This window comes from Sorangium sp. So ce1335 (genome assembly GCF_051521615.1).
Lineage (GTDB): Bacteria > Myxococcota_A > Polyangia > Polyangiales > Polyangiaceae > Sorangium.
Genome location: NZ_CP150363.1, coordinates 859,664 through 885,485 on the forward strand (window position 1 = coordinate 859,664; position 25,822 = coordinate 885,485).

15 protein-coding genes and 1 pseudogene are annotated in these 25,822 nt (G+C 71.7%); all 16 read left to right on the forward strand.

Annotated features, from left to right (window positions below):
• Nucleotide 1: 1 nt before the first annotated feature.
• On the forward strand, nt 2-1,693 hold the full coding sequence (locus tag WMF24_RS03095) for a sensor histidine kinase (RefSeq protein WP_437734839.1): 1,692 nt from the start codon (nt 2-4) through the stop codon (nt 1,691-1,693).
• Entirely contained in the window at nt 1,690-2,619 is a 930-nt protein-coding gene (locus tag WMF24_RS03100) for a TIGR02757 family protein (protein ID WP_437734840.1), read from the forward strand. The genes WMF24_RS03095 and WMF24_RS03100 overlap by 4 nt, the downstream gene beginning before the upstream one ends.
• 854 nt (nt 2,620-3,473) lie before the next feature.
• Nucleotides 3,474-4,673: a lipase family alpha/beta hydrolase gene (locus tag WMF24_RS03105; RefSeq protein WP_437734841.1), complete on the forward strand. Its 1,200-nt coding sequence runs from the start codon at nt 3,474-3,476 to the stop codon at nt 4,671-4,673.
• A 233-nt stretch (nt 4,674-4,906) separates the two neighbouring features.
• On the forward strand, nt 4,907-7,750 hold the full coding sequence (locus WMF24_RS03110; RefSeq protein ID WP_437734842.1) for an MXAN_6577-like cysteine-rich protein: 2,844 nt from the start codon (nt 4,907-4,909) through the stop codon (nt 7,748-7,750).
• Between the two features lie 201 nt (nt 7,751-7,951).
• Nucleotides 7,952-10,450 (forward strand): MXAN_6577-like cysteine-rich protein, encoded by a 2,499-nt coding sequence (locus WMF24_RS03115; RefSeq protein WP_437734843.1) that lies wholly within the window; start codon nt 7,952-7,954, stop codon nt 10,448-10,450.
• Nucleotides 10,451-11,033: 583 nt separating this feature from the next.
• Nucleotides 11,034-12,026: a hypothetical protein gene (locus WMF24_RS03120; protein ID WP_437734844.1), complete on the forward strand. Its 993-nt coding sequence runs from the start codon at nt 11,034-11,036 to the stop codon at nt 12,024-12,026.
• Nucleotides 12,027-12,281: 255 nt separating this feature from the next.
• Complete coding sequence (locus WMF24_RS03125; RefSeq protein WP_437734845.1) at nt 12,282-12,638, forward strand: NADH-quinone oxidoreductase subunit A; 357 nt, start codon at nt 12,282-12,284, stop codon at nt 12,636-12,638.
• A 26-nt stretch (nt 12,639-12,664) separates the two neighbouring features.
• Nucleotides 12,665-13,210, forward strand: coding sequence for an NADH-quinone oxidoreductase subunit B (locus WMF24_RS03130; RefSeq protein ID WP_437738754.1), 546 nt, complete (start codon nt 12,665-12,667; stop codon nt 13,208-13,210).
• A complete protein-coding gene (locus WMF24_RS03135) occupies nt 13,207-13,887 on the forward strand; it encodes an NADH-quinone oxidoreductase subunit C (protein WP_437734846.1) in 681 nt (226 codons plus the stop codon). The genes WMF24_RS03130 and WMF24_RS03135 overlap by 4 nt, the downstream gene beginning before the upstream one ends.
• A 3-nt stretch (nt 13,888-13,890) precedes the next feature.
• The gene (locus WMF24_RS03140) at nt 13,891-15,105 is read left to right on the forward strand and encodes an NADH-quinone oxidoreductase subunit D (RefSeq protein WP_437734847.1); all 1,215 of its coding nucleotides are present in this window, start codon (nt 13,891-13,893) and stop codon (nt 15,103-15,105) included.
• Nucleotides 15,106-15,184: 79 nt separating this feature from the next.
• Nucleotides 15,185-16,882, forward strand: a complete 1,698-nt coding sequence (locus WMF24_RS03145) for a 2Fe-2S iron-sulfur cluster-binding protein (protein WP_437734848.1) — start codon at nt 15,185-15,187, stop codon at nt 16,880-16,882.
• 230 nt (nt 16,883-17,112) lie between these two features.
• Nucleotides 17,113-18,429 (forward strand): annotated as a pseudogene (locus tag WMF24_RS03150) (complex I subunit 1/NuoH family protein); the annotation flags it as partial.
• Between the two features lie 256 nt (nt 18,430-18,685).
• On the forward strand, nt 18,686-19,360 hold the full coding sequence (locus WMF24_RS03155; RefSeq protein WP_437734849.1) for a NuoI/complex I 23 kDa subunit family protein: 675 nt from the start codon (nt 18,686-18,688) through the stop codon (nt 19,358-19,360).
• Between the two features lie 86 nt (nt 19,361-19,446).
• On the forward strand, nt 19,447-20,904 hold the full coding sequence (gene gatB / locus WMF24_RS03160; protein ID WP_437734850.1) for an Asp-tRNA(Asn)/Glu-tRNA(Gln) amidotransferase subunit GatB: 1,458 nt from the start codon (nt 19,447-19,449) through the stop codon (nt 20,902-20,904).
• Nucleotides 20,905-21,013: 109 nt separating this feature from the next.
• Complete coding sequence (locus WMF24_RS03165; RefSeq protein WP_437734851.1) at nt 21,014-21,856, forward strand: lysophospholipid acyltransferase family protein; 843 nt, start codon at nt 21,014-21,016, stop codon at nt 21,854-21,856.
• An 81-nt stretch (nt 21,857-21,937) separates the two neighbouring features.
• On the forward strand, nt 21,938-25,363 hold the full coding sequence (locus WMF24_RS03170) for a GAF domain-containing protein (protein WP_437734852.1): 3,426 nt from the start codon (nt 21,938-21,940) through the stop codon (nt 25,361-25,363).
• The last annotated feature ends 459 nt before the right edge of the window (nt 25,364-25,822 follow it).

Genomic DNA, 25,822 nt, shown 5'->3' on the forward strand with positions numbered 1-25,822 from the left:
GATGGACCTCCTCCCCTCGGCCGGGCAGCGCCATCGCGTCCCGTACTTCGCCCTCGTCCCTGCCATCGTCGTGGCCGTGCTCGTGCTCGGCGGGATCGCCCTTCGCACGACGCTGCAGATCGAGAAGGCCCGCCAGCAGACCGTCTTCGACGCGACGCTCACCCTCGCCGACGAGCGCGTCGACCGCCTCGACAAGCTGATCATCGCGCAGGACAACGTCGTCGCCGCGCACGTCGACGTCGCGAACCTCTCGGTCATCGCGCGGAGGTGGCTCCCCACCGCGGCCCGCGAGACGCCGACCGTGCGCGCCATCCTCGTCCTCGACATGGACCACGAGGCCCACGACGTGCTCGCGTTCGCCTCGCGCGGCGCCTCCGGGCGGGAGGACGACGCCTTCCGCAAGCTCCTGCTCTCGCGCCTCTTGCCGCAGATGAACTTCTCGGGCGACGCGAGCGAGCTCCGCCACCTCCACCACGTCATCGATCAGCAGAGCCTGCTCGTCAGCTACTGGCAGCGCGAGCACATGGGCCGCCGGTTCCTCGTCGTCGCCTGGCACGAGGTCCCGCGCCTCGTCCACGAGGTGATGCCCCGCCTCTTCCGCGACCTCGACCGGGAGAAGAGCCGCATGAACGTCATCGACGAGGAGGGCCGCATCGTGTTCGGCCCGCCCATCATCGGCGGCGAGTTCACCGTCGGGCGGCCGTTCCCGACGACGCTCTACAACTGGCGCCTCCAGATGGCGCTCACCACCGCCGAGGAGCTCGGCGAGAAGGTGGAGCGGCAGCGGCTGATCGAGCTCCTGATGGTCGGCTTCTCCGCCCTCGTCGCCCTGGCGGGGCTCGCGATCGTCGTGCTCGCCTCCGTGAACGAGCGGCGGCTCGCCGCGCTGAAGAGCGACTTCGTCGCCAACGTGTCCCACGAGCTCAAGACGCCGCTGTCGCTCGTCCGCATGTTCGGCGAGCTCCTCCTCGGCGACCGCGTCCCGAACGACGAGAAGCGCCGCCAGTACCTGCAGATCATCGTGAGTGAGAGCGAGCGGCTCACCGCGCTCATCGAGAACGTGCTCGATTTCGCCCGCGTCGAGCGCGGCAAGGCCGCCTACGAGTTCGCGCGCGGGAGCGTCGCCGAGGTGGCGGCGCGGGCCGTCGACATGTACCGCTACCGCGCCGAGCGCGAGGAGATGAGCGTCGAGCTCACGATCGCCGAGGGGCTGCCCGAGGCGCTCATCGACGCGCGCGCGCTCGAGCTCGCGATCGTGAACCTGCTCGACAACGCGCTCAAGTACGCGAAGGACGGCGGGCGCGTCGAGGTCGCCGTCGAGGCCGAGGGCGGGGGCGGAGGGCGCCTCGCGGCGCTGACGCGCCCGGCGAAGCGCGTGGCCATCCGGGTGAGCGACAGGGGGCCGGGCATCGACCCGGACGAGCAGAAGCACATCTTCGAGCGCTTCGCGCGCGGGCGGCGGGCGAGCGAGCGGCAGGTGCGCGGCAGCGGCATCGGGCTCGCGCTGGTGAAGCACATCGCCGAGAGTCACGGCGGCTCGGTGCGGGTCGAGAGCCCGCTCACCGAGGACGGGCGCGGCAGCGCCTTCGTCGTGGCGCTTCCGGCGCTGGAGCACGGCCGGGAGGCGCCGGAGCGGGCGGCGCAGCCCGCGCCGAGCGCGGCCGACGCGGCGCCGGGCGCGGGGGCGACATGACGGCGCCCCGGCGCGGCAGCGGCGAGGCGGCGGCGCGGCGCGGCGCTGCGACCGGCGAGACGGCGGCGCGGCGCGGCGCCGCGCGGAGCGCCGCGCTCCTGGCGGCCCTCGACGAGGTGCGCGCGCGGTGCGCCGTCGCGGAGCGGCGCGCGCAGGATCCGGTCTCCTTCGTCCATCGCTACACGGACCCGGCCGACCAGGAGCTCGTGGCGGTCATCGCCGCATCGCTTGCCTTCGGCAACGTGAAGGCGCTGCGCGCCAAGATCGCCGAGGCGCTCGATCGCCTCGGGCCGGACGTCGCCCTCACCGCCGACGATCCCCGGGCCGTCTCGGCGCGGCTGCGCGGCTTCCGGCACCGGGTCTACCGCGACCGCGACGTCGCCGCGCTCCTCGTCGGCGCGCGGCGGGTGCAGCGCGCCTCGGGCTCGCTCGGCGCCGCGTTCGCGGCCGAGCTCTCGCGCACCGGCGACCTGCGCCAGGCCCTGGGCGCCTGGGTGCGCGCGATCCGGCGCGCCGGCGGCCTCGACCGCCGCCCGGGCGACCGCGGGGCAGCGCACATCCTCCCGGACCCCGAGAGGGGAAGCGCCGCCAAGCGGCTCATGCTCCTGCTGCGCTGGATGATCCGCCCCGCCGACGGCGTGGATCTCGGCCTGTGGCCGGTACCCCCGTCCGCCCTCCTGATCCCGGTCGACACCCACATCGAGAAGCTCGGCTACAACATCGGCCTCACCGACCGCCGTGGCGCCACCTGGAAGACGGCCGAGGAGATCACCGCCTCCCTGCGCAGCTTCGACCCGGCGGACCCGGTCAAGTACGACTTCGCCCTCTGCCACCTCGGCATGCTCCAGCAGTGCCCGTCGCGGCGCGATCCGGTCCGCTGCGAAGGGTGCGGCGTGAAGGCGGTCTGCCGGTACTGGGACCGCTGAGCTCGTAACGCACACCTGTCTTGTGCGCCCAGGACAGATCAGATGTGGAGCCCGTCTGACCGGAGGTGGCAGCCTTCGGATCTGCATCCGATTTCAATTTTGATTTGCAAGGATGCAACAGGGGCGTGGAGGCATGACGATAACTGCCTGAAACTTCGTTTCGGGCAGCTCGGCACAGAGCCTGCTCTACTGGACGTCGAGCGCCGTCGCGGAGACCTTCCCCCCCCAGGTCCGCGAGGCGCTTTTTTCATTTTGTCTCCGGTGGGCGTTCGGGTCGGCGCTCGCGAGCGTCCGCCCGGTACGGCACAACCCGGTACGGCACAAGACGAGCGCCGCGGCGGAGCCCCCCCGAGCTCCGCCGCGACGCTCTTTGTGTGTGTGCGTGCCCCGGGCCGACCGGGGTTCACGCGGGATCCTCACCGCTTCTCTCGCCCGGCCTCGATGCGACGCGTGTGCCACGCCGCGCGCCCCGCAGGATGGAACCTTTGTGCACGCCCCTGCTGAAGGCCCCCCGCGCCGCTCCGCCGTGCGCCCGGCCACACCGCCACGTCACCGCCGGACGCGATGCCGGCGAAAAGAGAGCGGTGTCGACATGCGTGTCCGTCAACGGCAGTTCCCGAGGCGCGCAGTCCGCTTCGTGAGGGCGGAGTGCTTCCTGACCGCAGTGTGCCTTTCTCGCGCGCTCGTGGAAATGATCACGAAACGCGCTGATCGCATTCTTCGCATCATGGATGATCCTCCAGGCGAGCGTGTGGGTAAGCGACCTCGACGGTAACTGGCCCTCGGTCCGTCCCTGCGCCATGATGTCGAGACTGCTCGCATGCGGGAACGACGCAGGCGGGTAGATTGGGCGTATGGTCTGGACAGTCGGGGCTTATCTCCTTGTCGCGCTGGCGCTCGTGGTGCTGTCCGCGATCGGGCTGTGGGCGCACCTCTATTACTGGGTCAAACGGCTGACCCTCCCGCTCGAGTACAGCGTGGAAGAGGTGCTGCGGACCGAGGACGGCGCGCCGATCGAGCTCCGCCGCGTCCCGTGCCCGCCCGGAGCGGCCGCCCAGCCCGATCTGCCGCCGATCGTCCTGGTCCACGGGATCGCCGCGAACCACAGAAATCAGGACATTCACCCCGATTACTCGCTGGCGCGCCACCTCGCCGCGCTCGGGCGCGACGTGTGGCTGCTGACGTTGCGGAGCGGCCGCCTGCTCACCCGCCTGGAGCGCCGCAGCGTCCGCTTCTCGGCCATGGTCCGGTACGACCTCCCGTGCGCGTTCGAGGCGATCCTGAAGCGCACCGGCGCCCGGGCGCTCGATTATGTCGGCTTCTCCATGGGCGGCATGCTCCTCTATGCCGCGCTCGGGCGGAGCGTGCCGGAACATCAGGTCCGCCGCGTCGTCATCGTCGGCTCCCCGGGCCGCTTCACCGCGCCGGCGCGCCTCATGCGGTTCCTGCCGGGGCGGCTGCTCCCCGGCGTGCCGCTGCGCCTCATGGCACGCAGCGTCGCGTTCGCCTCGGAGTGGCTGCCCACGCCGCTCCATCACGCCGTGGCCAACCCGCGCAACGTGCCTCCCGGCGTCACGCGGCTCGCGCTCGTCAACTGCATCGAGGACATCCCCGCTGCGCTGAACGCCGACTTCGCCGCGTGGATGGCGGGTGACGGGGAGATCCGCGTGGACGGAGAACGGGTCCTGGACGGGCTCGCGTCCGTCTCGGCGCCGGCGCTGTTCATCGCGGGCAGCGCGGACCGGATCGCCCCCGTCTCGTCGGTGCGCGCGGCGTTCGACGCGTGGGGGCGCGATCACCCGGACACCCCGAAGCGCTTTCTCGTGCTCGGGCGCGACTTCGGCGCGCGGGAGGATTACGGCCACGGCGACCTGGCGGTGGGCGCCTATACGGGCGCCGAGCTCTTCGTGCCGATCGCGCGATTCCTCGGCCCGGAGCTGCAACCCGAGGTCGCGCCGGGGCCCGAGACGGGCGCTCCGGCGCTGGAGGCCATCCAGGCGCGTCACCCCACCTCCGAGGAGGCCGATCCGCTGCCGGATCACCCGGCCGCCTGAGCCGGTCGTCGCGCGGCGCCTCACCGCTCCTTCGTCCGGGCCGCCCCGCGGCGCCGGGGCAGGCCGCGCTCCAGCTCATCCAGACTCATCGCATTCATGGAAGCGCCGGCGAGATCGGACGGTCGCGCCGCGGCGCGGCTGTCCGTGATTGCGGGGCGAAAGCCGACAGGCGTACCCTCGCGGACGGGTCTTTTGAGCCACACGGTGGCCGGCGTATCCGCCAGAGGATGTCCATGAGTCAACCCGGATTGCGCGCCCCATTCGACCTGTCGTGGCCCCTGTCGTTGACAACGCGCTGGCTTGCGGCAGCGGCCCTCCTCGTCTCCGCGTCCTGCGCGCAGGGGGACGACTCCGACGTCACGTGCGATGACGGCCAGTCGCCGTGCGCGGGTGCGTGCGTCGACACGCAGGCCGATCCCGACCACTGCGGCGAGTGCGGCAGCGCCTGCGCGAGCGGTCAGCGCTGCGAGGCGGGCGAGTGCACGGGTGAACGTGACGGCGACGGAGGCGGGGGCAGCGGCGCGGGCGGCGGCGGCGCGGGCAGCCCGGGCGGCGCGGGCGAGGAGGAAGACGCCGCCGGCGGCTCCGGCGGTATGCTCTGCGCCCCCGGCCTCGCCGCGTGCGACGGCGCCTGCGTCGACGTGACGAGCGATCCGCAGCACTGCGGGGGCTGCGAAACGAGGTGCGCCCGCGACGAGACGTGCACGGACGGGGCGTGCCTCTGCAAGGCGGGCCTCGAGGCGTGCGCCGGCAAGTGCGTCGATCTGACGCGCAGCCAGGAGCATTGCGGCCGATGCGACGCCGCGTGCGGTCCGGGGCTCGTCTGCCAGGAGGGCACGTGCCTCTGCCTTGTCGGCGACCACGAGGACATCGGCGGCGCGGTCCCGCACGTCGTCACGGGGTCGACGCTCGGCGCAGAGACGCATTTCGGCCTGGACTGCGTGGCCGTCGGCTCGACCGAGGTCGCCTACAGGTTCACGGCGGAAGAGGCCGGCATCTACAGGTTCGATACCGCCGGTTCGAGCTATGACACCGCCATCGGCCTGCTCGGGTTCGACCTCTGCGACGAGCGCGCGTGCAACGACGATCACGGCGGGCCCGAGGCGAGCGCCTCGGTCCCGCTCGCCGAAGGCGAGTCGATCCTCGTTGTCGTGTCGGGATACAACGGCGCGCAAGGCGACTTCGTCCTGCGCGTCGACAGGGCGGCGACGCCGATGTGCCCGGCGAGCAACATCGAGCCGACGCTCCCGCAGACCGTCTCCGGCGACACGACGTGGCTCGGCGACGCCGTCGCGCCGCGCTGCGGCTCGGCTGACACCCCCGACTCGAGCTACACGTTCACCGCGCCGCGCGCCGGCAGGTACGTCTTCGACACGGCCGGCTCCTCGTTCGACACCGTCCTCGAGCTGCGCAACGGCTCGTGCACCGGCGCGGTGATCGCCTGCAACGACAACACCGCGGACACCGCGCAGTCGCGCGTCGTCACGAACCTCTCCGCGGGCCAGACGGTCGTCGCCATCATCGACGGCCACGGCGGCGACTCCGGGCCATTCACGCTCAACGTCGCCGAGTACGTGCCGCCGCCGTGCCCGGAGCACACGCTCGGCTCGACCTTCCCGCAAACGGTGACGGGCACCACCGCGATCGCGGATCGCGTGAGCGCCCTCTCGTCTCCGTGCGCGGGCGGAGGCGGCCCCGAGGCCACGTATGTGTTCACCGCGCCCGTGGAAGCGCTCTACACCTTCGACACCTTCGGCTCCTCCTTCGACACGGTCCTCCATGTCCACGACGCCACGTGCAGCGGGCCGAACCTGGGGTGCAACGACGACACGTCCGGCCGGCAATCGGAGCTGAAGGTGCGGCTCCAGGAGGGGCAGACCGTGGTCGTGGTCGTGGACGGCCTGGCCTCGTCGAGCGCCGGCCCTTACACGCTCAACGTGAAGCAGACCTTGATTCCCCCGTGCCCCGAGATCGATCTCGGGTCGACGGTGCCTCAGACGGTGACCGGGACGACCGCGGGCGCGGCCGACATCATGAGCTCGGCCTGCGGCGGCGTCGGCGGCGGCGAGGCGACTTACGCCTTCACCGCGCCCGCCACCGGCACGTACCTGTTCGATACGTTCCTGTCGAGCTTCAACACGGTCCTCTATGCGCGCGACGTCGACTGCTCCGGGGCCGTGCTCAAGTGCAACAACGACGCGGCCGGAGGCGTGCAGTCGCGGCTGACGATGGACCTCGAGGAGGGCAAGACGATCCTTCTCGTCGTCGACGGCAGCTCCGTCAGCGGGGCGGGCGAGTTCACGCTCAACGTGCAGCAGTACGACGGCGGCGGGACGTGCTCGGCGCCGATCGATCTCGGCTCGACCGTCCCGCAGGTCGTCACGGGGAGCACCGCCGAGCAGCCCGAGTCGGTCGCCCCGTCGTGCGGCTTCTCCAATGCGCCTGACGTGATCTACAGGTTCACGGCGCCGGACAACGGGATCTACGTCTTCGACACGTTCGGATCGGGCTTCGACACGATCCTCCAGGTCCTCGACAGGAGCTGCGCGGGGAGGTCTCTCCGGTGCAACGACGATGCGGGCGGCCCGCAGTCGCGCGTCACCGTCGAGCTTGCCGCCGGCCAGACCGTCTTCGTCGTCGTCGACGGCCGCAACACGAGCCGCGGCGACTACGTGCTACACGTCGACTGGGTCGCGGGGACGTGCTCGACGCCGATCGATCTCGGCTCGGAGCTGCCGCTCACGAGGACCGGCAGCACGGCGGGGCTACTCAACTCGGTCGTGCCGAGCTGCTCTGCCGCGTCGACCGCCCCGGAGATGGTGTTCACCTACACCGCGCCGGCGAACGGCCTGTACGTCATCGACACGATCGGCTCGTCCTACGATACCGTCCTTCACGTCCACACCCGCGGCTGCAGCGGCCCCACGCGCGCCTGCAACGACGACTCCGGTGGATCGAGGGGGTCGCAAACGACGGTGAGGCTCACCGCCGGTCAGGTCATCACCATCGTTGTCGACGGTTACGGCAGCTCGGCGGGCAACTTCACCCTGAACATCGCCGCTACGGGTTCGCCCTGAAGTCCAGTCGACGATGCTGCCCCCCGTTCTGCTGAAGCCGCTCGCGGCGCCCTCGCGCGCGGCTCGGCGCGCGCCGCCGGGGCAAACAGGGCACGTGTCCAGATCCCCCGCCGGTTGCGACCCCCTTGGACGTGCGCGTATCCTGGCGCGCCACGCGTCATCCGCTCCGCCCCCAACAGCCAGGTACCCCCAAGGACGGCCATGAAGAAATCCGGATTGCGCTCCAGGCCTACCCTCTCGTCCGTTGCGCTGCTCCTCGTCACTGGGGGTGTCCTCGCGACGTCCTGCGCAGAGGGCGACAGCGAGCCGAGCGCGTGCGCGGACGGGCAGTCGCCGTGCGATGGCGCGTGCGTCGATACGGAGACGAGCGACGAGCATTGCGGCGCGTGCGGCAATGCCTGCGCGGAGGGGCAGCAATGCGCCGAAGGCCGCTGCGACGGCGGGGGCGAGGGGGGCGGCGGCGGGGACGAGGCGTGCAGCGAAGAGGAGACCGCCTGCGGCGGGCTCTGCGTGAACCTCGATACCGACCCGCGGAACTGCGGCGACTGCGACGTCCAGTGCGAGGCGGGGGAGGTGTGCGATGACGGGTACTGCGTCTGCGCCGACGGCTTCAGGGCGTGCGGCGGCGCCTGCGTGGACCCGCAGCGCGACAGGGCGAACTGCGGTCGCTGCGGGGCGTCCTGCGGGGCTACCCAGGTCTGCGTCGAGGGCGCCTGCTCCTGCTCGGCGGATCTGGAGGCCTGCGACGGCTCGTGCGTCGATGCGCAGACGAGCGCGCAGCATTGCGGCCGCTGCGGGAACGCGTGCGAGCGCGGCGCGTTCTGCCTGGCGGGCGCGTGCTCCTGCGTCGTCGGCGCCCACGAGGAGCTCGGCGACGCGTTCCCTCAGGTCGTGACGGGGACCACGGTCGGGGGCGAGTCGAACTACAGCCTTTCGTGCGTGGCCGTCGGCGCGTCGGAGCGGGTCTATCTCTTCACGCCCGCCGAGGCGGGGACCTACACGCTGGACACCTTCGGCTCCACCTTCGATACGGCCGTTGGCCTGATCGGGGCGACCACCTGCGCTCAGCTCGCCTGCAACGATGACGACGTGACCGAAGGCCCCCAGTCCAGGGTCCGCGCGGTCATCGGGGCGGGCGAGCCGGTCCTCATCGTCGTGACCGGCTTCGACGGCGCGGAGGGCGACTTCACGCTCAACATGTCGAAGGTCGGGCCGCCCATCTGCCCGTCGGACGACAGGATCGAGGCGCTCCCGGAGACCCTCACGGGCAACACCGAGCTGCTCGGCGACGCGATCACGCCGAGCTGCGGCAAGGCGGGCGGCCCCGACGTGAGCTACGCCTTCACGGCGCCGGCGGACGGGAAGTACGTCTTCGACACGTTCGGCTCCGGGTACAACACCGTCCTGGAGCTGCGAGAGTTGCGCGGCGACAGGTGCGACGGCGACGTGATCGCCTGCAGTGACGACTCGTTCAAGGGCACGCAGTCGCGCGTCGCGGCGGAGCTCCGCGCCGGTCAGACGGTCGTTGCCACCGTCGACGGCTTCGAGGGCGATGCCGGGCCCTACACGCTGCACGTCTCGGAGTGGGCCCCGCCCGCGTGCCCCATGCTGGATCTCGGCTCCACCTACCCGCAGACGGTCACGGGCAGCACGTCGGGCCTCGACAACCACCTCGTGGCCCCCTGCGGGTCGGACAACGCCCCCGAGGTCAGCTACAGCTTCACGGCGCCTGTCTTCGGCCGCTACACCTTCGATACGCGCGGCTCGGCGTTCGATACGGTCCTCCACGTCCATGACGGGCGCTGCGACGGCCCCTCGCTGGGCTGCAACGACAACGCGATCTCGTCGCAGTCGGAGGTCGTCACGCTGCTCGCGGAGGGGCAGACGGTGTACGTGGTCGTGGACGGCGCGTACCGCTCCTCGGGCGCCTACAAGCTCAACGTGAGCGGCCTCGCCGCGCCCCCCTGCCCGGCGCGCTCCCTCGAGCCGGTCGTCCCGCAGGTGGTGACGGGGACGACGGCCGGCCTCGGCGACTTCGTGGCAGCGCCGTGCGGCGCGGCCGGCGGCGCGGAGCAGACCTACAGCTTCACGGCGCCTTCCGACGACGTCTACGTCTTCGACACGTTCGGCTCGAGCTTCGACACGGTGGTCCACGTCGTCGACGGCGCCTGCGGCGGCGCGTCGCTCGGCTGCAACGACAACACGGCGGGCCTCCAGTCGCGGCTCGCGGTGCCGCTCGTCGCCGGGCAGACGGTCGTCGTCGTCGTCGACGGCTCCGGCGCCGCCGCCTCGGGCGCGTTCCACCTCAACGTCACCCGGTTCGTCGGCGACGCCACCTGCGACAACCCCATCGACCTCGGCTCGACGGTCCCGCAGACGCAGACAGGCCCCACGCTGCTCCAGCCGAACTCGGCCGCGCCGGGCTGCGCGGCCTCGAGCGGCAACGACAGGGTCTATCGCTTCACCGCGCCGGCGGACGGCACGTACGTCATCGACACGGCGTCCTCGACCTTCGACACGATCCTCCACGTGCACGACGGCGCGAGCTGCACGGACCCCGAGCTCGCGTGCAACGACAACACGGGCGGGGTCACCTCGCGGGTGAGCGTGACCCTCACCGCGGGGCAGGTGATCACGATCGTGGCCGACAGCAAGCCGTCCTCCGCCGGCAATCTCACGCTCCGCATCGCCCGCCCCTGAGCGGGAGGGCCGCTGCGCGGCGCATCGTGCAGGGGGAGGGGGGGCGGTGTGGTGCATGTGTAGAAGTGCCGTTCCGCTGCGCGGTCCTCGGCGCCGTGGTGGCGAGCGGCAGCGACGGCGGGCGGGCGGGCGGCTCGGCCGCGGGCGCGCGCCCTGCGCGGCGCCGCGTCGGGTCGGCCGCTCGAGCGGCGGGCGGGCGCGTGGGGGCAGGTGGACGAGCGTGGAGCGATGGATGGAGGACGGCGGCGGTCGGCGGTCCGGGCGCCTCGACCGTCGCGCGCGGCGCGGCGGCGCGGCGGCGCGGCGGCGCGGCGGCGCGGCGACGCGGCGACGCGGTCCGATGCGCGCGCCGCCTAGGAGTTTTCTTGAGGGCGGCGCGCGACCGTGCGAGTCTCGCACCCCCTGGGCTACGCGTCCGTCCTCCGGGACGCACCCCTGGGATCCGGGTCGAACCATGCCAAAGGAACGCGTGTTCTCCCTCGATGCCGTTCGGACCGACGGCTGGTTCGAGCGCATAGGCGACGGCATCGGCAGCTTCCAGGCGCTCTGCGAGATCGTGGGCGAGGCGTTCTTTGCCTTCTCGATGATTACGGGCGCCCGCATCACGGCGCTCACCGTCGACCGCCGCAACCCGGACAACACGCTTGTCGACTTCGTTATCGCGCCGCCGGGCGAGGAGGAGATCGACGGCGACGTCCAGCGCCTCACGCTCGCGGACTTCCGCCACCGGCTCGTCGGCGCGCTCCTCACCGAGGACACGACGCCGGCGGCCCCCGAGCGGGACACCGACCTCGAGGGCCTCCAGCTCCACATCGGCGTCCGCTACCTGCTGCTGGCCCCGCTCTACGGCTACAGCCTCCGCAAGCTCTCCGTCGAGGGGAAGACCTCGCGCCTGCTCCTCCTGCGCGACGGCATCGAGGAGACGCACGAGCTCAACGAGTTCCGCGCCCGCATCCGCTCGCACGTGCGCGACGAGCTCGAGCGCGCCTCCGCCGGCGCGCGCTCCGCCATCGACCTCACGAAGGTCGCCGAGGCCGAGGTCGCCTCGCAGCGCGGCGACTACCCCAAGGTGATCCAGCTCCTCGGCACCTGGCCCGCGCCGCTCGCGATCTTCCTGCGCACGCCCGAGGGGCAGATGCTCACCCCGGACGCCCGCAGCCTCATCGCCAAGGGGCTCGGCCTGCTCGGCACCGCCTGCGTCAAGCTCGGCGAGGAGCACCAGGGCGAGGAGGTCATGCGCCTCGCGGTCCAGTACGCGCACGACGGGGCCGCGGCCGGCGACATCTTCCGCCGGCTCGGCGAGGCCATGCTCGACGACGGCCGGGCCGGCGAGGCCATCGGCCCCCTCCGGCGCGCAGCGAACCTCGGCGCCCCGCCCAAGCAGATCTGGCCGCTCCTCGCGCGGGCCTTCGTGCAGCGCAAGAAGTACGTCGCCGCCCTCGCCTGCGTCCGCGAGGCGCGGAGCGCCGGCGTGCCGGACGCCGAGATGGTGGAGGAGATCCGGGAGATCGAGGCGAGCCTGGGGACGGCGCTCACCGCGTGGCGAGGGCTGGTCCTCGTGGCGAGCCGCTCCTAGGCTCGCGGCCCGCCGGTTGCCCCCAGTTGACCGACCGCCTCCATTGACACCCCCGCGACGGCCGACTAGATCCGGCGCGGATTAAGCCGGGATCGCTCGGATTTTTGCTGTTTCAAGGCAGCATCGCCGCGTCGCTCTCACCTTTTTGGACTGCATGGTTCGGGGCCGCGGGCCCTGAGGTCTCGCCCGAGAAGCCGCGCGCTGCGGCGAGACGGTCGACCCTCCGGGGGTTCGACCCGTAGGAGTGCTCTCTCGATGGCCACCTACATCCCCTTGTTCCTGCTGTTTCTCGTGGCCGCGATCATCGCGCTCGCCATGTTCACGCTGACGTCGCTGCTCGGCCCGAGGAACCCGACGCCCGAGAAGATGATGCCGTACGAGTGCGGCAGCGACTCGACGGGCGGGCGGTTCGTCAAGCCGAGCGTGAAGTTCTACCTGACGGCGATCCTCTTTGTCGTGTTCGACATCGAGGCGGTGCTCATCTACCCGTGGACGGTCCAGTTCCGGAGCCTCGGGTGGACGGGCCTCGCGACGATGAGCTCGTTCATCGCGATGCTCGTCGTCGTGCTCGTGTACGTGTGGAAGAAGGGAGCTCTGGAATGGGAGAAATGAACGGCGGAGGCTCCTCGACGCGGGTGATGGAGGGCTCCGAGCTCGGGTTCGCGACCACGCGCTTCGACGCGCTGCTGAACTGGGCGAAGAAGTACTCCCTGTTCCAGTACCCGTTCGTGACGGCCTGCTGCGGCATGGAATACATGCAGATGGCCAGCCCGCGCTTCGACATGGCGCGGTTCGGCGCCGAGGTGCCGCGCTTCTCGCCGCGCCAGGCCGACCTGCTCTGGGTGGTGGGGACCATCAGCCAGCGCCAGGCGCCCGCGCTCAGGCGCATCTACGAGCAGATGGCGGACCCGAAGTGGGTGCTCGCCTTCGGCACGTGCGCCTCGTGCGGCGGCTTCTACGACAACTACACGACCGTCGCCGGCATCGACAAGATCATCCCCTGCGACATCTACGTGCCCGGGTGCCCGCCGCGCCCCGAGGCGGTGCTCGACGGCCTCATGCTCCTCCAGGACAAGATCGCGCGCGGCGACCGCACGCCGGCGATCGTCAAGCCGCGCGAGGACCCGGCGCAGACCGCCGAGCGCCTCGTCACCCTCCAGCGCAAGGAGCGGAGCCAGACATGAGCAAGAAGGTCCTGGAGATCCTCACTGCGCAGTTCCCGGGCGCAATCCTGGAGACGCACTCGCAGTTCGGCGACGACACGGCGGTCGTCGACCCGGCCGCGTGGCGCGACGTCGCCCTGTTCCTCCGCAACGACCCGCGGACGCGCATGGACATGTTCGTCGACCTCACGGCGGTCGACTACCTCTGGCGCGGCGACGTGCCCCGCTTCGAGGTCGTCTGCCACCTGCGCTCGTTCGAGAAGAACCACCGCATCCGCATCAAGGCGCGCGTGGGCGACGAGGAGGGCAACGACGCCGAGATCGACTCGCTCGTCCCGGTGTGGAAGGGCGCGAACTGGTTCGAGCGCGAGTGCTACGACCTGCTCGGCGTCGTCTTCCGCGGGCACCCCGACCTCCGGCGCATCCTGATGTACCCGGAGTTCCAGGGGCACCCGCTGCGCAAGGACTACCCGGCCAACCGCATCCAGCCGCTCATCCCGTTCCGGGACGTGCCGAACACCGGCAAGCTGCCGCCGTTCGGCCCCGACGAGGGCATGAGCTTCGGCCGCCAGACGCACGACTTCGCGCGGATGAACGCCGGCGCGGGGGCGTCGATCGAGTCGACCGGCGGCGACGAGGCCTCGGACAAGGGCAAACCGCAGGGCATCGGCGCCGGTGCGCTGCAGGAGCGAAGCTGAACGATGGAACCCCTGGATCGCGATCTCGACGAGGCCCACCTCGATCTGCCGAGCGAGCCGATGCTCCTCAACATGGGGCCGTCGCACCCGGCGATGCACGGCACCGTGAGGATCGTGCTCGAGCTCTCGGGCGAGACGATCAACAAGGCCGACGTGCAGATCGGCTACCTGCACCGCGGCTTCGAGAAGATGTGCGAGCGCGGCACGTGGACGCAGGTCTTCCCGTACGTCGACCGGCTCAACTACGTCTCGCCGATGCTCAACAACGTCGGCTTCTCGCTGGCGGTCGAGAAGATGCTCGGCGTCACGGTGCCCGAGCGCTGCCAGTACTACCGCGTGATCCTCGGCGAGATGGCGCGCATCTGCGATCACATGATCTGCAGCGGCGCCATGAGCATGGAGCTCGGCGCGTTCACGCCGTTCCTCTACCTGTGCCGCGCGCGCGAGATCTACTGGGAGATCTTCGAGGAGGAGACGGGCGCCCGCCTGACGCACAGCTTCGGCCGCGTCGGCGGCATGGCGAAGCCGCCCACGCCCGACTTCAAGACGATGGTGCGGGCGGGCACAGCGCGCGTGCTCGCGCTCATCCACGACGCCGAGAAGCTCATCCTCAAGAACCGCATCTTCCTCGACCGCCTCGACGGCGTCGGCGCGATCTCGCGGGAGGACGCGCTCGCGCTCGGCTGGACCGGCGTCGTCCTGCGGGCCACCGGCGTGCCGTACGACGTGCGCCGCGCGAACCCGTACATGGTCTACGACCGCTTCGACTTCGACGTCCCGGTCGGCACGCGCGGCGACAACTACGACCGGTTCATGTGCCGCCAGGAGGAGATCCGCCAGTCGGCGCGCATCATCGAGCAGGCGCTCGAGCAGATGCCCGACGAGGGGCCGATCAACATCGACGATCCGCGCATCGTGCTGCCGCCGAAGGAGGAGGTCTACACGACCATCGAGGCGACCATCCAGCACTTCAAGATCGTCATGGAGGGCATCAAGGTGCCCGCCGGCGAGTGCTACTCGTACACCGAGGCCGGCAACGGCGAGCTCGGCTTCTACCTCGTGTCCGACGGCAGCGGCACGCCCTACCGCGTCCGCATCCGCCCGCCGTGCTTCGCCACGACGCAGGGGCTCTCCCAGCTCATCACCGGGCTGATGATCCCCGACGTCGTGCCGACGTTCGGCTCCCTCAACATGATCGGCGGGGAGTGCGACCACTAGCGACGGCGAGCTGAACGCTCCCGTCATCGAGTCAAGGAAGCGGGGGCCCTGCGCGGCCCCGCCTGGAATCGAGATCACGATGCCTACGATCAAGATCGACGGAAGGGACATCCCCTTCGAGAGCGGTGACACGATCATCCGGGCGGCGCACCGCGCCGGGATCGACATCCCCCACTACTGCTGGCACCCCGGCCTCAGCGTCGCCGCCAACTGCCGGATGTGCCTCGTCGAGGTGCTGCCGCCGCCGGGGCGGCCGGCGATGAGCCTCGACATCCTCCGCTGGGACGAGGCGAAGCAGGACTACGTGCCGGCGGCGAAGCCGAAGCTCCAGCCGGCCTGCCAGATGGCGTGCGCGAACGGCATGGAGGTGCTGTCCGAGAGCAGCGACCACGTGTCCGAGGCGCGCTCGGCGGTGCAGGAGCTCCTGCTCCTGAACCACCCGGTCGACTGCCCGATCTGCGACCAGGCCGGCGAGTGCCGGCTCCAGGACTACTGGCTCGAGCACCAGCGCAAGGGCAAGCGCATGCGGCAGGAGCCGGTGCACAAGCCGAAGGCGGTCACCTTCGGGCCGACCATCGTCTACGACGCCGAGCGCTGCATCGTCTGCACGCGCTGCATCCGCGTCTGCAACGAGCTCGCCCGCGACCCGGTGCTCTCCGTCCGCGAGCGCGGCAACCTCGGGGAGATCACGGTCTCGCCGGGGCGCGAGCTCGACCACAACTACACGCTGATGACCGAGCACGTCTGCCCGGTCGGCGCGCTCACCTCGCGCGACTTCCGGTTCAAGGCGCGCGTCTGGTTCCTCCGCAGCGCCCGCACCGTCTGCCAGGGGTGCGCGACGGGCTGCAACGCGTACCTCGACTACGATCCGCGCAACAACACGCCGTACCGGCACCGCCCGCGCGAGAACATGGCGGTCAACACGTACTGGATGTGCGACGAGGGGATGCTCTCGTACAGCCGCGCGGTCGAGGGGCGGCTGCTCACGGCGCTCGTCGGCAACGACGATGCGAGCCTCGAGGACGCGCTCGCCGCGGCCAAGGAGCAGCTCAGCGGCCACGCCGACGACCCGTCGAAGGTGGCGATCGTCCTGTCGGCCCAGCACTCGAACGAGGACAACTTCGCGCTCTACCACCTCGCGACCACCTACCTCGGCGCGACCGACTTCTTCGTGTCGGGCAAGCCGCTCGGCCAGGGCGACGACATCCTGATCAGCGAGGACAAGAACCCGAACACCCGCGGCGCCGTCCAGATCGCGGCGGCGACCCCGCCGCGCCCGGTCGCCGAGCTGCTCCAGGGCATCGCGTCGGGGCAGTACGCGTACGTGCTCGCGCTCGGGTCGGACCTCGAGGTCGACGCGGGCGAGGCGCAGCGGGCGCTGTCGCGGCTCAAGGGGGTGGTGACGGTCGCCGCCCACGAGGGGCCGCTGGCGAAGGCCGCGCGCGTCGCGCTGCCCGCGTGCTCGTGGGCCGAGGCCGAGGGGACGTACGTGAACAGGAAGGGCCTTGCGCAGCGGAGCGAGCGGGCGCTGCTCCCGCACGGCGATTCGCGCCCTGGCTGGGAGCTCATCGGCCGGCTCGGGCGCACGCTCGGGTACGCGACCGGTTGGAAGACCCTCGCCGAGCTCCGCCGCGCGATGCCGCCCGGCGCGGTCGCCGGCGGGGCAGCCGCGCCCGAGCCGGCGATCGGCGCCGCGCCGCCCGCGAGCGCCGCGGCGGCGACCGCGATCGCCGACGGGGCGCGGGTTGAGCCGAAGAAGACGGAGGCCACGGCATGACACTCGTCGAGCTCGTTCTCGCGATCGTGAAGATCCTCATCGTCGTCATGTTCCTGCTGAACATGGCGGCGATCGCGACCTGGGCCGACCGGCGCCAGGGCGCGATGGTGCAGGACCGCGTCGGCCCGAACCGCGCGGTCGTCTACCTGCCGTCGCTGCTCGTGCGCGGCATCGTGTTCCTCCCGCCGGCGGCGCTCGGCGCGCTCGCCGTGTTCACGGCCACGCGCCCGATGTCGGCGGCGGGGGCCGTCGAGACGCTGGTGATCGGCGCGCAGTTCGCCGTGCTCGCGGCGTGGCTCCACCTGCTCGTGTTCTGCGCGCTGGCGCGCCGCAGCGGCCCGGCCAACGCCTTCGAGGAGGCGCTCGCCAAGATCGACCCCCGCAACGTCTTCTACGCGGGCGTCGTCGCCCACGTGCTGGCCTTCTTCGTCACGCAGGCGGTGCCTGTCGCGGCGGCGCCGACGGCGGCGCGGGTCGTGTGCATCGCGCTCGGCGCGCTGCTCCTGGTCGCGGGCGGCTACACGGCCCTGCGCGTGCCCGAGGGCAAGGTGCCGCTGCGCCTCCTCGGCACGCTCCACGCGGCCGCGGACGCGATCAAGATGATCTGGAAGGAGGACTTCATCCCGAAGAACGCCGACCGGCTCCTCCACTCGCTCGCGCCGCTGCTCGCGATGTTCCCGGCGCTCGTGACGTTCGCGGTCATCCCCTTCGGCGACAAGCTCTGCTTCGGGGACAACGGCGACGGGGTCTTCGGCTTCGGCGACCTCGCGCTCCTCAAGCCCACGGTGGACCAGGCGCTGACGTGCAGCGGCCACGTCGTGAACCTGCAGGTCGCCGACCTCAACGTCGGCATCCTCTACATCTTCGCGATGGCGGGCACGGGCATCATCGGCGCCGCGCTCGCGGGCTGGGCCAGCGACAACAAGTTCTCGCTGCTCGGCGGCCTGCGCGCCGCGAGCCAGATGGTCAGCTACGAGGTCGCGATGGGCCTCAGCGTCGTCGGGCTCTTCATGATCTACAGCAGCGTCCGCCTCGGCGACATGGTGCAGTGGCAGGCCGAGCACGCGTGGGGGATCTTCGTCCAGCCGTTCGCGTTCTTCCTGTTCCTCGCGGCGCTCGCGGCCGAGACGAAGCGCATCCCGTTCGACCAGCCCGAGGGCGAGAGCGAGATCGTCGCCGGCTACTTCGTCGAGTACTCCGGGATGAAGTTCGGCATGTTCATGACGGGCGAGTACGTGGAGCTCATCACGTCGAGCGCGCTCCTCGTCACGCTCTTCTTCGGCGGCTACCACCTGCCGTTCCTCGACCGCGACGGCATCAACGTCGTCATCGGCGACATGACGCTGTTCCAGTACAAGATGACCCACTTCGCCGTGAGCCTGACGTACGTCATCGCCTTCTTCGGCAAGACGATCCTCATGACGTGGGTGCAGGTCTTCTTCCGCTGGACGCTGCCGCGCTTCCGCTACGACCAGGTGATGCGGCTCGGCTGGACGAAGCTCCTGCCGCTCACGCTCGTCAACATGATGGTGACGGGCGTGCTGGTGCTCGGGGTCGACGCGGCGCCCGCCGGGCTCCGCGGCGGCCTCCAGGTCGCGGCCGACATCAGCCAGGGGCTCGTGGCCCTCGGCGGGTTCGCCGCCGTCGTGGCGCTGATCGCCGGGCTCCTCGAGCCGGTCGAGCGGCACCGCTTCCTCCATTCCACCTCGGCCCGCTTCGCCGCCGCGGCGGGGGGCACCAAGGCCGCGCCGCAGCAGGCGTGATCCGGCGAAACCGGCGAATCCTGCGAAGAGGAGAGACCCCATGGCGAGAGCGACCCCCAGCAACCCCTGGACGAAGCCGGCCGGCCGGCCGATCGCCGGCAAGCCCATCCCGCGCCCCACCCGGAGCGCCGACGTGCAGGCCTACATCCCCGAGATGGTCAAGGGGCTGGGCATCACGATGAAGCACTTCTTCAAGAACACGAAGGAGATGGTGCTCGGCCAGAAGCCGGACCCGGTGCTCGACTCGCTCGGGCCCGGCGTCACCACGATCAGCTACCCGGAGGAGAAGCGCCCCTACCCGGAGCGCTTCCGGGGCCTCCACCGGCTCACGCTGCGCGAGGACGGCTCGCCCCGGTGCGTCGCGTGCCTGTGCTGCTCGACGGCGTGCCCGGCGCAGTGCATCGCGATCGATCCGGCCGAGTACCCCGAGGGCGACCGGCGGCGCGGCTACGAGCGGTACCCGAGCAGCTTCGTCATCGACGAGCTCCGCTGCGTGTTCTGCGGCTACTGCGTCGAGGCGTGCCCCGTGGACGCCATCCGGATGGACACGGGCCTCCACGCGGTGCCCTACGACTCCCGCGAGCAGTTCATCTACCGGCGCGACCTCCTCATGACCCTCGCGGATCGCTCGGGCTCCCGCCTGACCGCGAACAAGCGCCACGAGCCGGGCGACCCCACGCACCCCGGCCTGACCCGCGAGCACGCCGATCACTGAGCCGGCTCGCCCGGCGGCCCCTGGCCCGCCACGACGGCGGCGCCGGGGCCCCTCGTCCGGGCGAGGTTCTGCTAGAAGAGCCTGCCATGGCGACGACGTACGGCTCCTTCGAGGCGGTCATCGGGCTCGAGGTCCACGCGCAGCTCCTCACCCGCACCAAGGCGTTCTGCGGCTGTGCGACGAGCTTCGGCGACCCGCCGAACACGCACACCTGCCCTGTGTGCCTCGGGCTCCCGGGCGCGCTCCCGGTGCTGAACCGCGAGGCGGTCCGGATGGCGGTGAGCGCCGGGCTCGCGCTCGGCTGCGCCATCCAGGAGAGCAGCATCTTCGCGCGGAAGAACTACTTCTATCCCGATCTGCCGAAGGGCTTCCAGCTCAGCCAGTACGACAGGCCGCTCGCGCTCCGGGGCGTCCTCGAGATCGAGACCGAGGCGGGCAAGAAGCGGGCGGGGATCACGCGCGTCCACATGGAGGAGGACGCGGGCAAGAACCTCCACGGCATCGGCGGCCTGTCGATCGTCGATCTCAACCGCGCCGGCACCCCGCTCATCGAGATCGTCGGCGAGCCCGACCTGAGCTCGGGCGCCGAGGCGGCCGAGTACCTGAAGCGGCTGCGCGAGATCCTGATGTTCATCGGCGTGAACGACGGCAACCTCGAGCAGGGCAGCTTCCGCTGCGACGCCAACGTCTCGGTGCGCAGGGTGGGGGAGACGAAGCTCGGCACGCGCACGGAGCTCAAGAACATCAACTCGTTCCGCTTCGTCGCCGAGGCGATCGACCTCGAGATCCGCCGTCAGATCGCGCTCATCGAGCAGGGCGGCCGGGTGCGCCAGCAGACCCGCGGCTACAACGCCGAGAAGAAGGAGACGTACCTCCTCCGCGACAAGGAGAACGAGTCCGGCTACCGCTACTTCCCCGAGCCGGACCTGCCGCCGCTCGTCGTGGACGAGGCGTTCCTCGCCGAGGTGCGCGCCGCGCTCCCGGAGCCGCCGGTCGAGAAGCGCCGCCGCCTCACCGAGTCGCTCGGGCTCACGCCGTACGCGGCGTCGGTCATGACGGGCCACCCGCAGATCGCGGCGTTCTTCGAGGAGGCGGCGCGCCTCCACGGCGACGCCGTCAAGGTCGCGAACTTCGTCCAGAGCGAGGTGCTGCGCGACACCCGCACGGCGGGCCTGTCGGCGACGTTCCCGGTCTCCCCGGCGCAGGTGGCCTCGCTGCTCCGCCTCGTGGACGAGGGCGCGATCAGCGGCAAGCAGGCCAAGGAGGTGTACACGGAGATGGCCGGCACCGACAGGGCGCCCGGCGACATCGTCCGCGACAAGGGGATGGCCGTGATGAGCGACGCGTCCGCGATCGAGGCGATCGCCGCGTCGGTCATCGCCGCGAACGCGAAGCAGGCGGCGGCGTACCGCGCCGGCAAGACCGCCCTGCTCGGCTACTTCGTCGGGCAGATCATGAAGCAGACGGGGGGCAGCGCGAACCCGGCGGTCGTGAACGAGGTGCTCAAGCGGCTGCTCGAGGGCGCGCCCGTCGCGGGCGCGTGACGGGCCTTTCTCCGCGCCCGGGCGTGAAATAGGGTAGCCGCTCAGGGCGGTTCCGGCCCTCCCCGCGGCTGCGACCGCGGGTCAGCAACCCTGCCAGGACACCCGGAGCATGGCCAGCGCACCCCTCGACGTCCTCCGCTTCCCCCTCCGCACCGCCGGCTTCGTCGGCCTCACGTTCGGCATGTACGGCCTCCTCGAGGTCGACACGGCGCTCTCCAGCGCGGCCGATCGCGAGGTGGTCCTGCACACATGGATGCGCCGCTACGGGCGCGCGCTCCTCAAGCTGTACGGCCTCGACGCACGCGTGGGCGGCCTCGACAACGCGTGGGCCGCGCCGGACCCCGGTGCGGGTGGTCACGATCGACCCGGCGCGTCGTACTGCCCTGGCCGCGATGCCAGCGGGATCGGGCGCGTGTTCGTGATGAACCACCGATCCGCGCTCGACATCATGGTGACGCTCGCATTTTTCGAGGCGACGGTCGTGAGCCGTTCCGACCTCGCCGGCTGGCCGGTCATCGGCATGGCGGCGCGCCGCGTCGGCACGCTCTTCGTCGACCGATCGAGCAAGCGCAGCGGTTCCGCCGTCGTCCACGCGATGTGCACGGCGCTCAAGCGCGGCCGTGGTGTGATGGTTTACCCCGAGGGGACCACGTTCTCGGGCGACGAGGTGCGGCCGTTCCGCGCGGGCGCGTTCACCGCGGCGTGCCGCGTCGGCGCGGAGATCGTCCCTGTCGGCCTCGCTTACGGCGGCGCCGATTCCTCCTATGCGGACGAGTCGTTTGCGGCGCACATGGCCCGGGTGAGCCGTGCGCGACGTATCCCGGTCGCGCTCGAGGTCGGCGCGCCCATCGCCACGGCAGGCCGGGACGTCGACGCGATCCGTGACCAGTCGCATCATGCCGTCCAGGCGCTGGTCCGCCGCGCCCGCGCGCGGCTCGTCTCCGACGGCTAGCTCGGCCGCGCTCCGCTCGCGCGCCGGCGCCGCTGGCTTCTGCGATCGCGCCTAGCTACCATGCGGCGGCCGTCGACCATCATGGAGCGTGAAGGCAACCCGAGCGAGGCCGCCACGGCGTGGCAGGTCTTGAAGCAGCCCCGCGGTGGAGCGATCCATAATGAGCTGATGTTCCTGGCGGACGCGAGCGAGCAGCTCACCGGATCGCTAGATCCGCACACGATCCTCGAGCGGCTCGCGCGGCTCTCGGTGCCGTTCCTCGCCGACTGGTGCACGGTCGACCTCATCGAGCGCGGCGCCGCCGACGCGATGGGCCTCGTCGGCTCCGCGCCGCCGCCGTCCGACGGCGACGTGGCGCCGTTCGCGCCCGGGGCGAACGCTGGCGACCTGGCACCCCCGCAGGGCATCTACGCCGCGCGGCGCCAGCGCGCCGCGGCCGAGGCCGCGGGCTCCGACCGTCCGGGCCAGCCCGGCGCGCCGAAGCAGCGGTTCTGCCGGGTCGCGGCGAGGCACGTGAACCCCGAGCGCGAGGGGCTCCTGCGCGCGATCGCGCCCGACGCCGAGGAGCGCCTCGGCATCGCCAAGGTGCTCCACAGCGGCGAGTCCGAGCTGCTCCACGAGCTCGACGGCGGCCAGAGCGAGGAGGCCGCCGAGCGCGCCGCCGCGCTGGAGCAGCTCGGCACGCGCTCCGCGATGGCGGTGCCGCTCATCGCGCGCGGCCGCAAGCTCGGCGTGCTCTCGTTCGGCGTCTCCGAGTCGAACCGCGTCTACTCCGCCGACGACCTCGTGCTCGCGGCCGAGCTCGCGCACCGCGTCGCGCTGGCGCTCGACAACGCGTACCTCTACCGCAAGGCGGAGGAGGCGCGGCAGTCGGCGGAGCGGAGCGCGGACCGGGCCGCGTGGCTCTTCGCGGTGACGGCCGCGCTGTCCGACGCGATCACGCCGCCCGCGGTGCTCCGCGTGCTCGCGAGCCACGTCGTCGCGGCGGCCGGCGCGATGACGGGCATGGTGGCGCTGCGCGCCGGGCTCGGCGGCGAGCTCGAGACGGTGCGCTCGACGGGCTACCTCGAGGCGCAGGTCGCGCGCTTCAAGACGTACGATCTCGACGCGGAGCTGCCGCTCGCGCGCGCCGTCCGCGAGCGGCTGCCGCTCTTCCTCGGCTCGGACGAGCGGTTCGGCGAGTTCGACCCCGGCTTCGCCGCCTGCTGCGCCACGACGGGCGAGCGCGCGTACGCCGCGATCCCGCTCTTCCTCGAGGGGCGCGTGCTCGGCGCGGTGGGCTTCGGCTTCGCGACGCCGCAGTCGTTCACCGAGGACGACCGGGCGTTCATGCTCGCGCTCGTCCAGCAGAGCGCGCAGGCGCTCGAGCGGGCGCGCCTCTCCGCGCTGCAGACCGAGGAGGCGACGCACCTCTCGCACGAGGTGCTCAAGCAGATGCCCGAGGCGATCCTCGTGACGGACGTCGAGGGCAACATCCGCTACTGGATGGGCGAGGCCGAGTCGATCTTCGGCTACCTCTCCGAGGAGATCGTCGGCAAGAGCATGGCGCTCCTGCACCGCGAGGACGTCCGGGAGGAGACCACGGGGCGGATCCTCCAGCAGATCGAGGACTCGCGCACGTTCGTCGGCGAGGTCCCGTGCGTGCGGCGGGACGGCTCCGAGGTGCCCGTCGAGGTCACGGCGTACGCGGTGCACGACCAGGAGGGCCGGCCGCTGTTCCTCGTCGGCATCCACCGCGACATCACCGATCGCAAGCGGGCCGAGGAGGAGCGCGCGCGGCTCATCCGCGTGCAGGCGGCGCGGGCCGAGGCCGAGGAGGCGGCGCGTCGCTTCGCGTTCCTCGCGGAGGTCAGCACGGCGCTCGCCGCGTCGCTCGACTTCACGGCCACGCTCCAGTCGCTCGCGCGGCTCGTGCTCCCGATGCTGGGCGATTTCTGCCTCGTCGACATCGACGACGGCCTCGGCCTGCGCCACGTCGCGGTCGCGCACGTGAGCCCGCTGAAGGAGCCGCTGCTCAGGTACTTCCACCCGAGCCGCGTCGACGGCGAGCCGGGCCCTGTGGCGCGCGTGCTGCGCACCGGCCGGTCGGAGCTCTACGCGGACGTGCGCGGGGACGTGCTGCTGAACGAGGCGATGACGACGGAGGAGGCCGCGGCGAACCGGGCGCTCGCGCCGCTCTCGTACCTCGTCGTGGCGCTCCGGGCGCGCGGGCGCATCCTCGGGGCGATCTCGCTCGTCTCGTCCGAGTCGGGCCGGTTCTTCGAGCGGGCGGACGTCGCGTTCGCGGAGGAGGTCGCGCACCGGGCCGCGCTCGCGCTCGACAACGCGCGCCTGTACCGCGAGGTGCAGGACGCCAACCGGCTGAAGGACGAGTTCCTCGGGACGGTGTCGCACGAGCTGCGCACGCCGCTCAACTCCATCCTCGGCTGGGCGAGGATGATGCAGGCGGGCTCGCTCGACCGGGTGGCCGAGACGCGGGCGCTCTCGGCGATCGAGCGCAACGCCGAGCACCAGGTGACGCTGATCGACGAGCTGCTCGACGCCTCGCAGGTGGTGACGGGCACGCTGAAGATCGAGCGGCTCGCGGTGGAGCTGACGTTGCCGGTGCAGACGGCGGTCGAGGCGATCTTGCCGTCGGCGGCGGGCAAGGGCGTGGCGATCGAGACGCGGCTCGACCCGGAGGGCGTGTTCGTGGAGGGCGACCCGGCGCGGCTCCAGCAGGTCGTGTGGCACCTGCTCTCGAACGCGGTGAAGTTCGCGCGGCCGGGCGGCCTGGTCCAGGTGCAGCTCTCGCAGGACGAGCGCTTCGCCGAGGTCAGGGTGATCGACGACGGCGAAGGGATCTCGGCGGATCAGCTCCCGCACGTCTTCGAGCGCTTCCGGCACCTGGACAACAGCGGCGGGCGCCGGCACGGGGGGCTCGGGCTGGGGCTGTCGATCGTGCGGCACGTCGTCGGGCTGCACGGCGGCTCGGTGCGCATCACGAGCGCGGGGCCCGGGCGCGGGACGACGTGCGTCGTGCAGCTGCCGCTGTCGACGGGGGCGACGGCGACGGCGCTGACGAGCGCGGGCATCGCGCCGGATCCGCGCAACCCGTTCCCGCGGCTCACGGGGGTGCGCGTGCTCATCGCGGACGACGATCCCGACACGCTGGCGATGCTGTCGTCGGTGCTGCGGCGGTGCGGGGCCGAGGTCAGCACGGCGACGTCGAGCGCCGAGGCGCTCAAGCTGCTGGAGACGTCGGAGCCGGCGCTGCTCGTGGTCGACATCGGGATGCCTGGCGAGGACGGGTATTCGCTCATCCGGAAGGTGCGGGACCTCCTGCCGCGCAAGGTGGGGAGGACGCCGGCGCTGGCGCTGACGCCGTACGCGCGGACCGAGGACCGGGTGCGGGCGCTCGCGGCGGGGTACCAGATGCACGTGCCCAAGCCGATCGAGCCGATCGAGCTGGCGGCGGCGGTGAAGAGCCTGGCGACGGGGCTCTTGCCCTGGTCCCGAGAGGACTGATCCAGAGGGCACGCGCCGGGGTGGGGGTGTGCGCGGCAGCGCGCGGGGGGCGCTCGGCCATCCGCCAAGACGGGCGGCGGGAGAGCTTGCGCATGGGAACACCACCCGGCATGTCTCCCTTCGGGCCATGCCTCCTGGGACGCTTCGTCGCGCGCCACACAAGGCGCGCCTGAAACGCAGAGCCCCCTGATACGAGGCGAAAAGGGCGCCAGACCCGGGGGCCACCCGGGGTCCGAGGCGAAAAGGGCGCCAGACCCGGGGGCCACCCGGGGTCCGAGGCGAAAAGGGCGCCAGACCCGGGGGCCACCCGGGGTCCGAGGCGAAAAGGGCAACCGTGGCGCGGTTCGGGGCAGTCGTGGAGCGGTTCAGGGCAGCGGCGAAGCGGTTCGGGGCAGTCGTGGAGCGGTTCAGGGCAGCGGCGAAGCGGTTCGGGGCGACCGTGGAGCGGTTCGGGGCAGC

Coding starts and splice junctions, on each gene's coding strand:
- WMF24_RS03095 (WP_437734839.1), top strand. CDS start 2: ATGGACCTCCTCCCCTCGGCCGGGCAGCGCCATCGCGTCCCGTACTTC.
- WMF24_RS03100 (WP_437734840.1), top strand. CDS start 1,690: ATGACGGCGCCCCGGCGCGGCAGCGGCGAGGCGGCGGCGCGGCGCGGC.
- WMF24_RS03105 (WP_437734841.1), top strand. CDS start 3,474: ATGGTCTGGACAGTCGGGGCTTATCTCCTTGTCGCGCTGGCGCTCGTG.
- WMF24_RS03110 (WP_437734842.1), top strand. CDS start 4,907: ATGAGTCAACCCGGATTGCGCGCCCCATTCGACCTGTCGTGGCCCCTG.
- WMF24_RS03115 (WP_437734843.1), top strand. CDS start 7,952: ATGAAGAAATCCGGATTGCGCTCCAGGCCTACCCTCTCGTCCGTTGCG.
- WMF24_RS03120 (WP_437734844.1), top strand. CDS start 11,034: ATGATTACGGGCGCCCGCATCACGGCGCTCACCGTCGACCGCCGCAAC.
- WMF24_RS03125 (WP_437734845.1), top strand. CDS start 12,282: ATGGCCACCTACATCCCCTTGTTCCTGCTGTTTCTCGTGGCCGCGATC.
- WMF24_RS03130 (WP_437738754.1), top strand. CDS start 12,665: ATGGAGGGCTCCGAGCTCGGGTTCGCGACCACGCGCTTCGACGCGCTG.
- WMF24_RS03135 (WP_437734846.1), top strand. CDS start 13,207: ATGAGCAAGAAGGTCCTGGAGATCCTCACTGCGCAGTTCCCGGGCGCA.
- WMF24_RS03140 (WP_437734847.1), top strand. CDS start 13,891: ATGGAACCCCTGGATCGCGATCTCGACGAGGCCCACCTCGATCTGCCG.
- WMF24_RS03145 (WP_437734848.1), top strand. CDS start 15,185: ATGCCTACGATCAAGATCGACGGAAGGGACATCCCCTTCGAGAGCGGT.
- WMF24_RS03155 (WP_437734849.1), top strand. CDS start 18,686: ATGGCGAGAGCGACCCCCAGCAACCCCTGGACGAAGCCGGCCGGCCGG.
- gatB (WP_437734850.1), top strand. CDS start 19,447: ATGGCGACGACGTACGGCTCCTTCGAGGCGGTCATCGGGCTCGAGGTC.
- WMF24_RS03165 (WP_437734851.1), top strand. CDS start 21,014: ATGGCCAGCGCACCCCTCGACGTCCTCCGCTTCCCCCTCCGCACCGCC.
- WMF24_RS03170 (WP_437734852.1), top strand. CDS start 21,938: ATGGAGCGTGAAGGCAACCCGAGCGAGGCCGCCACGGCGTGGCAGGTC.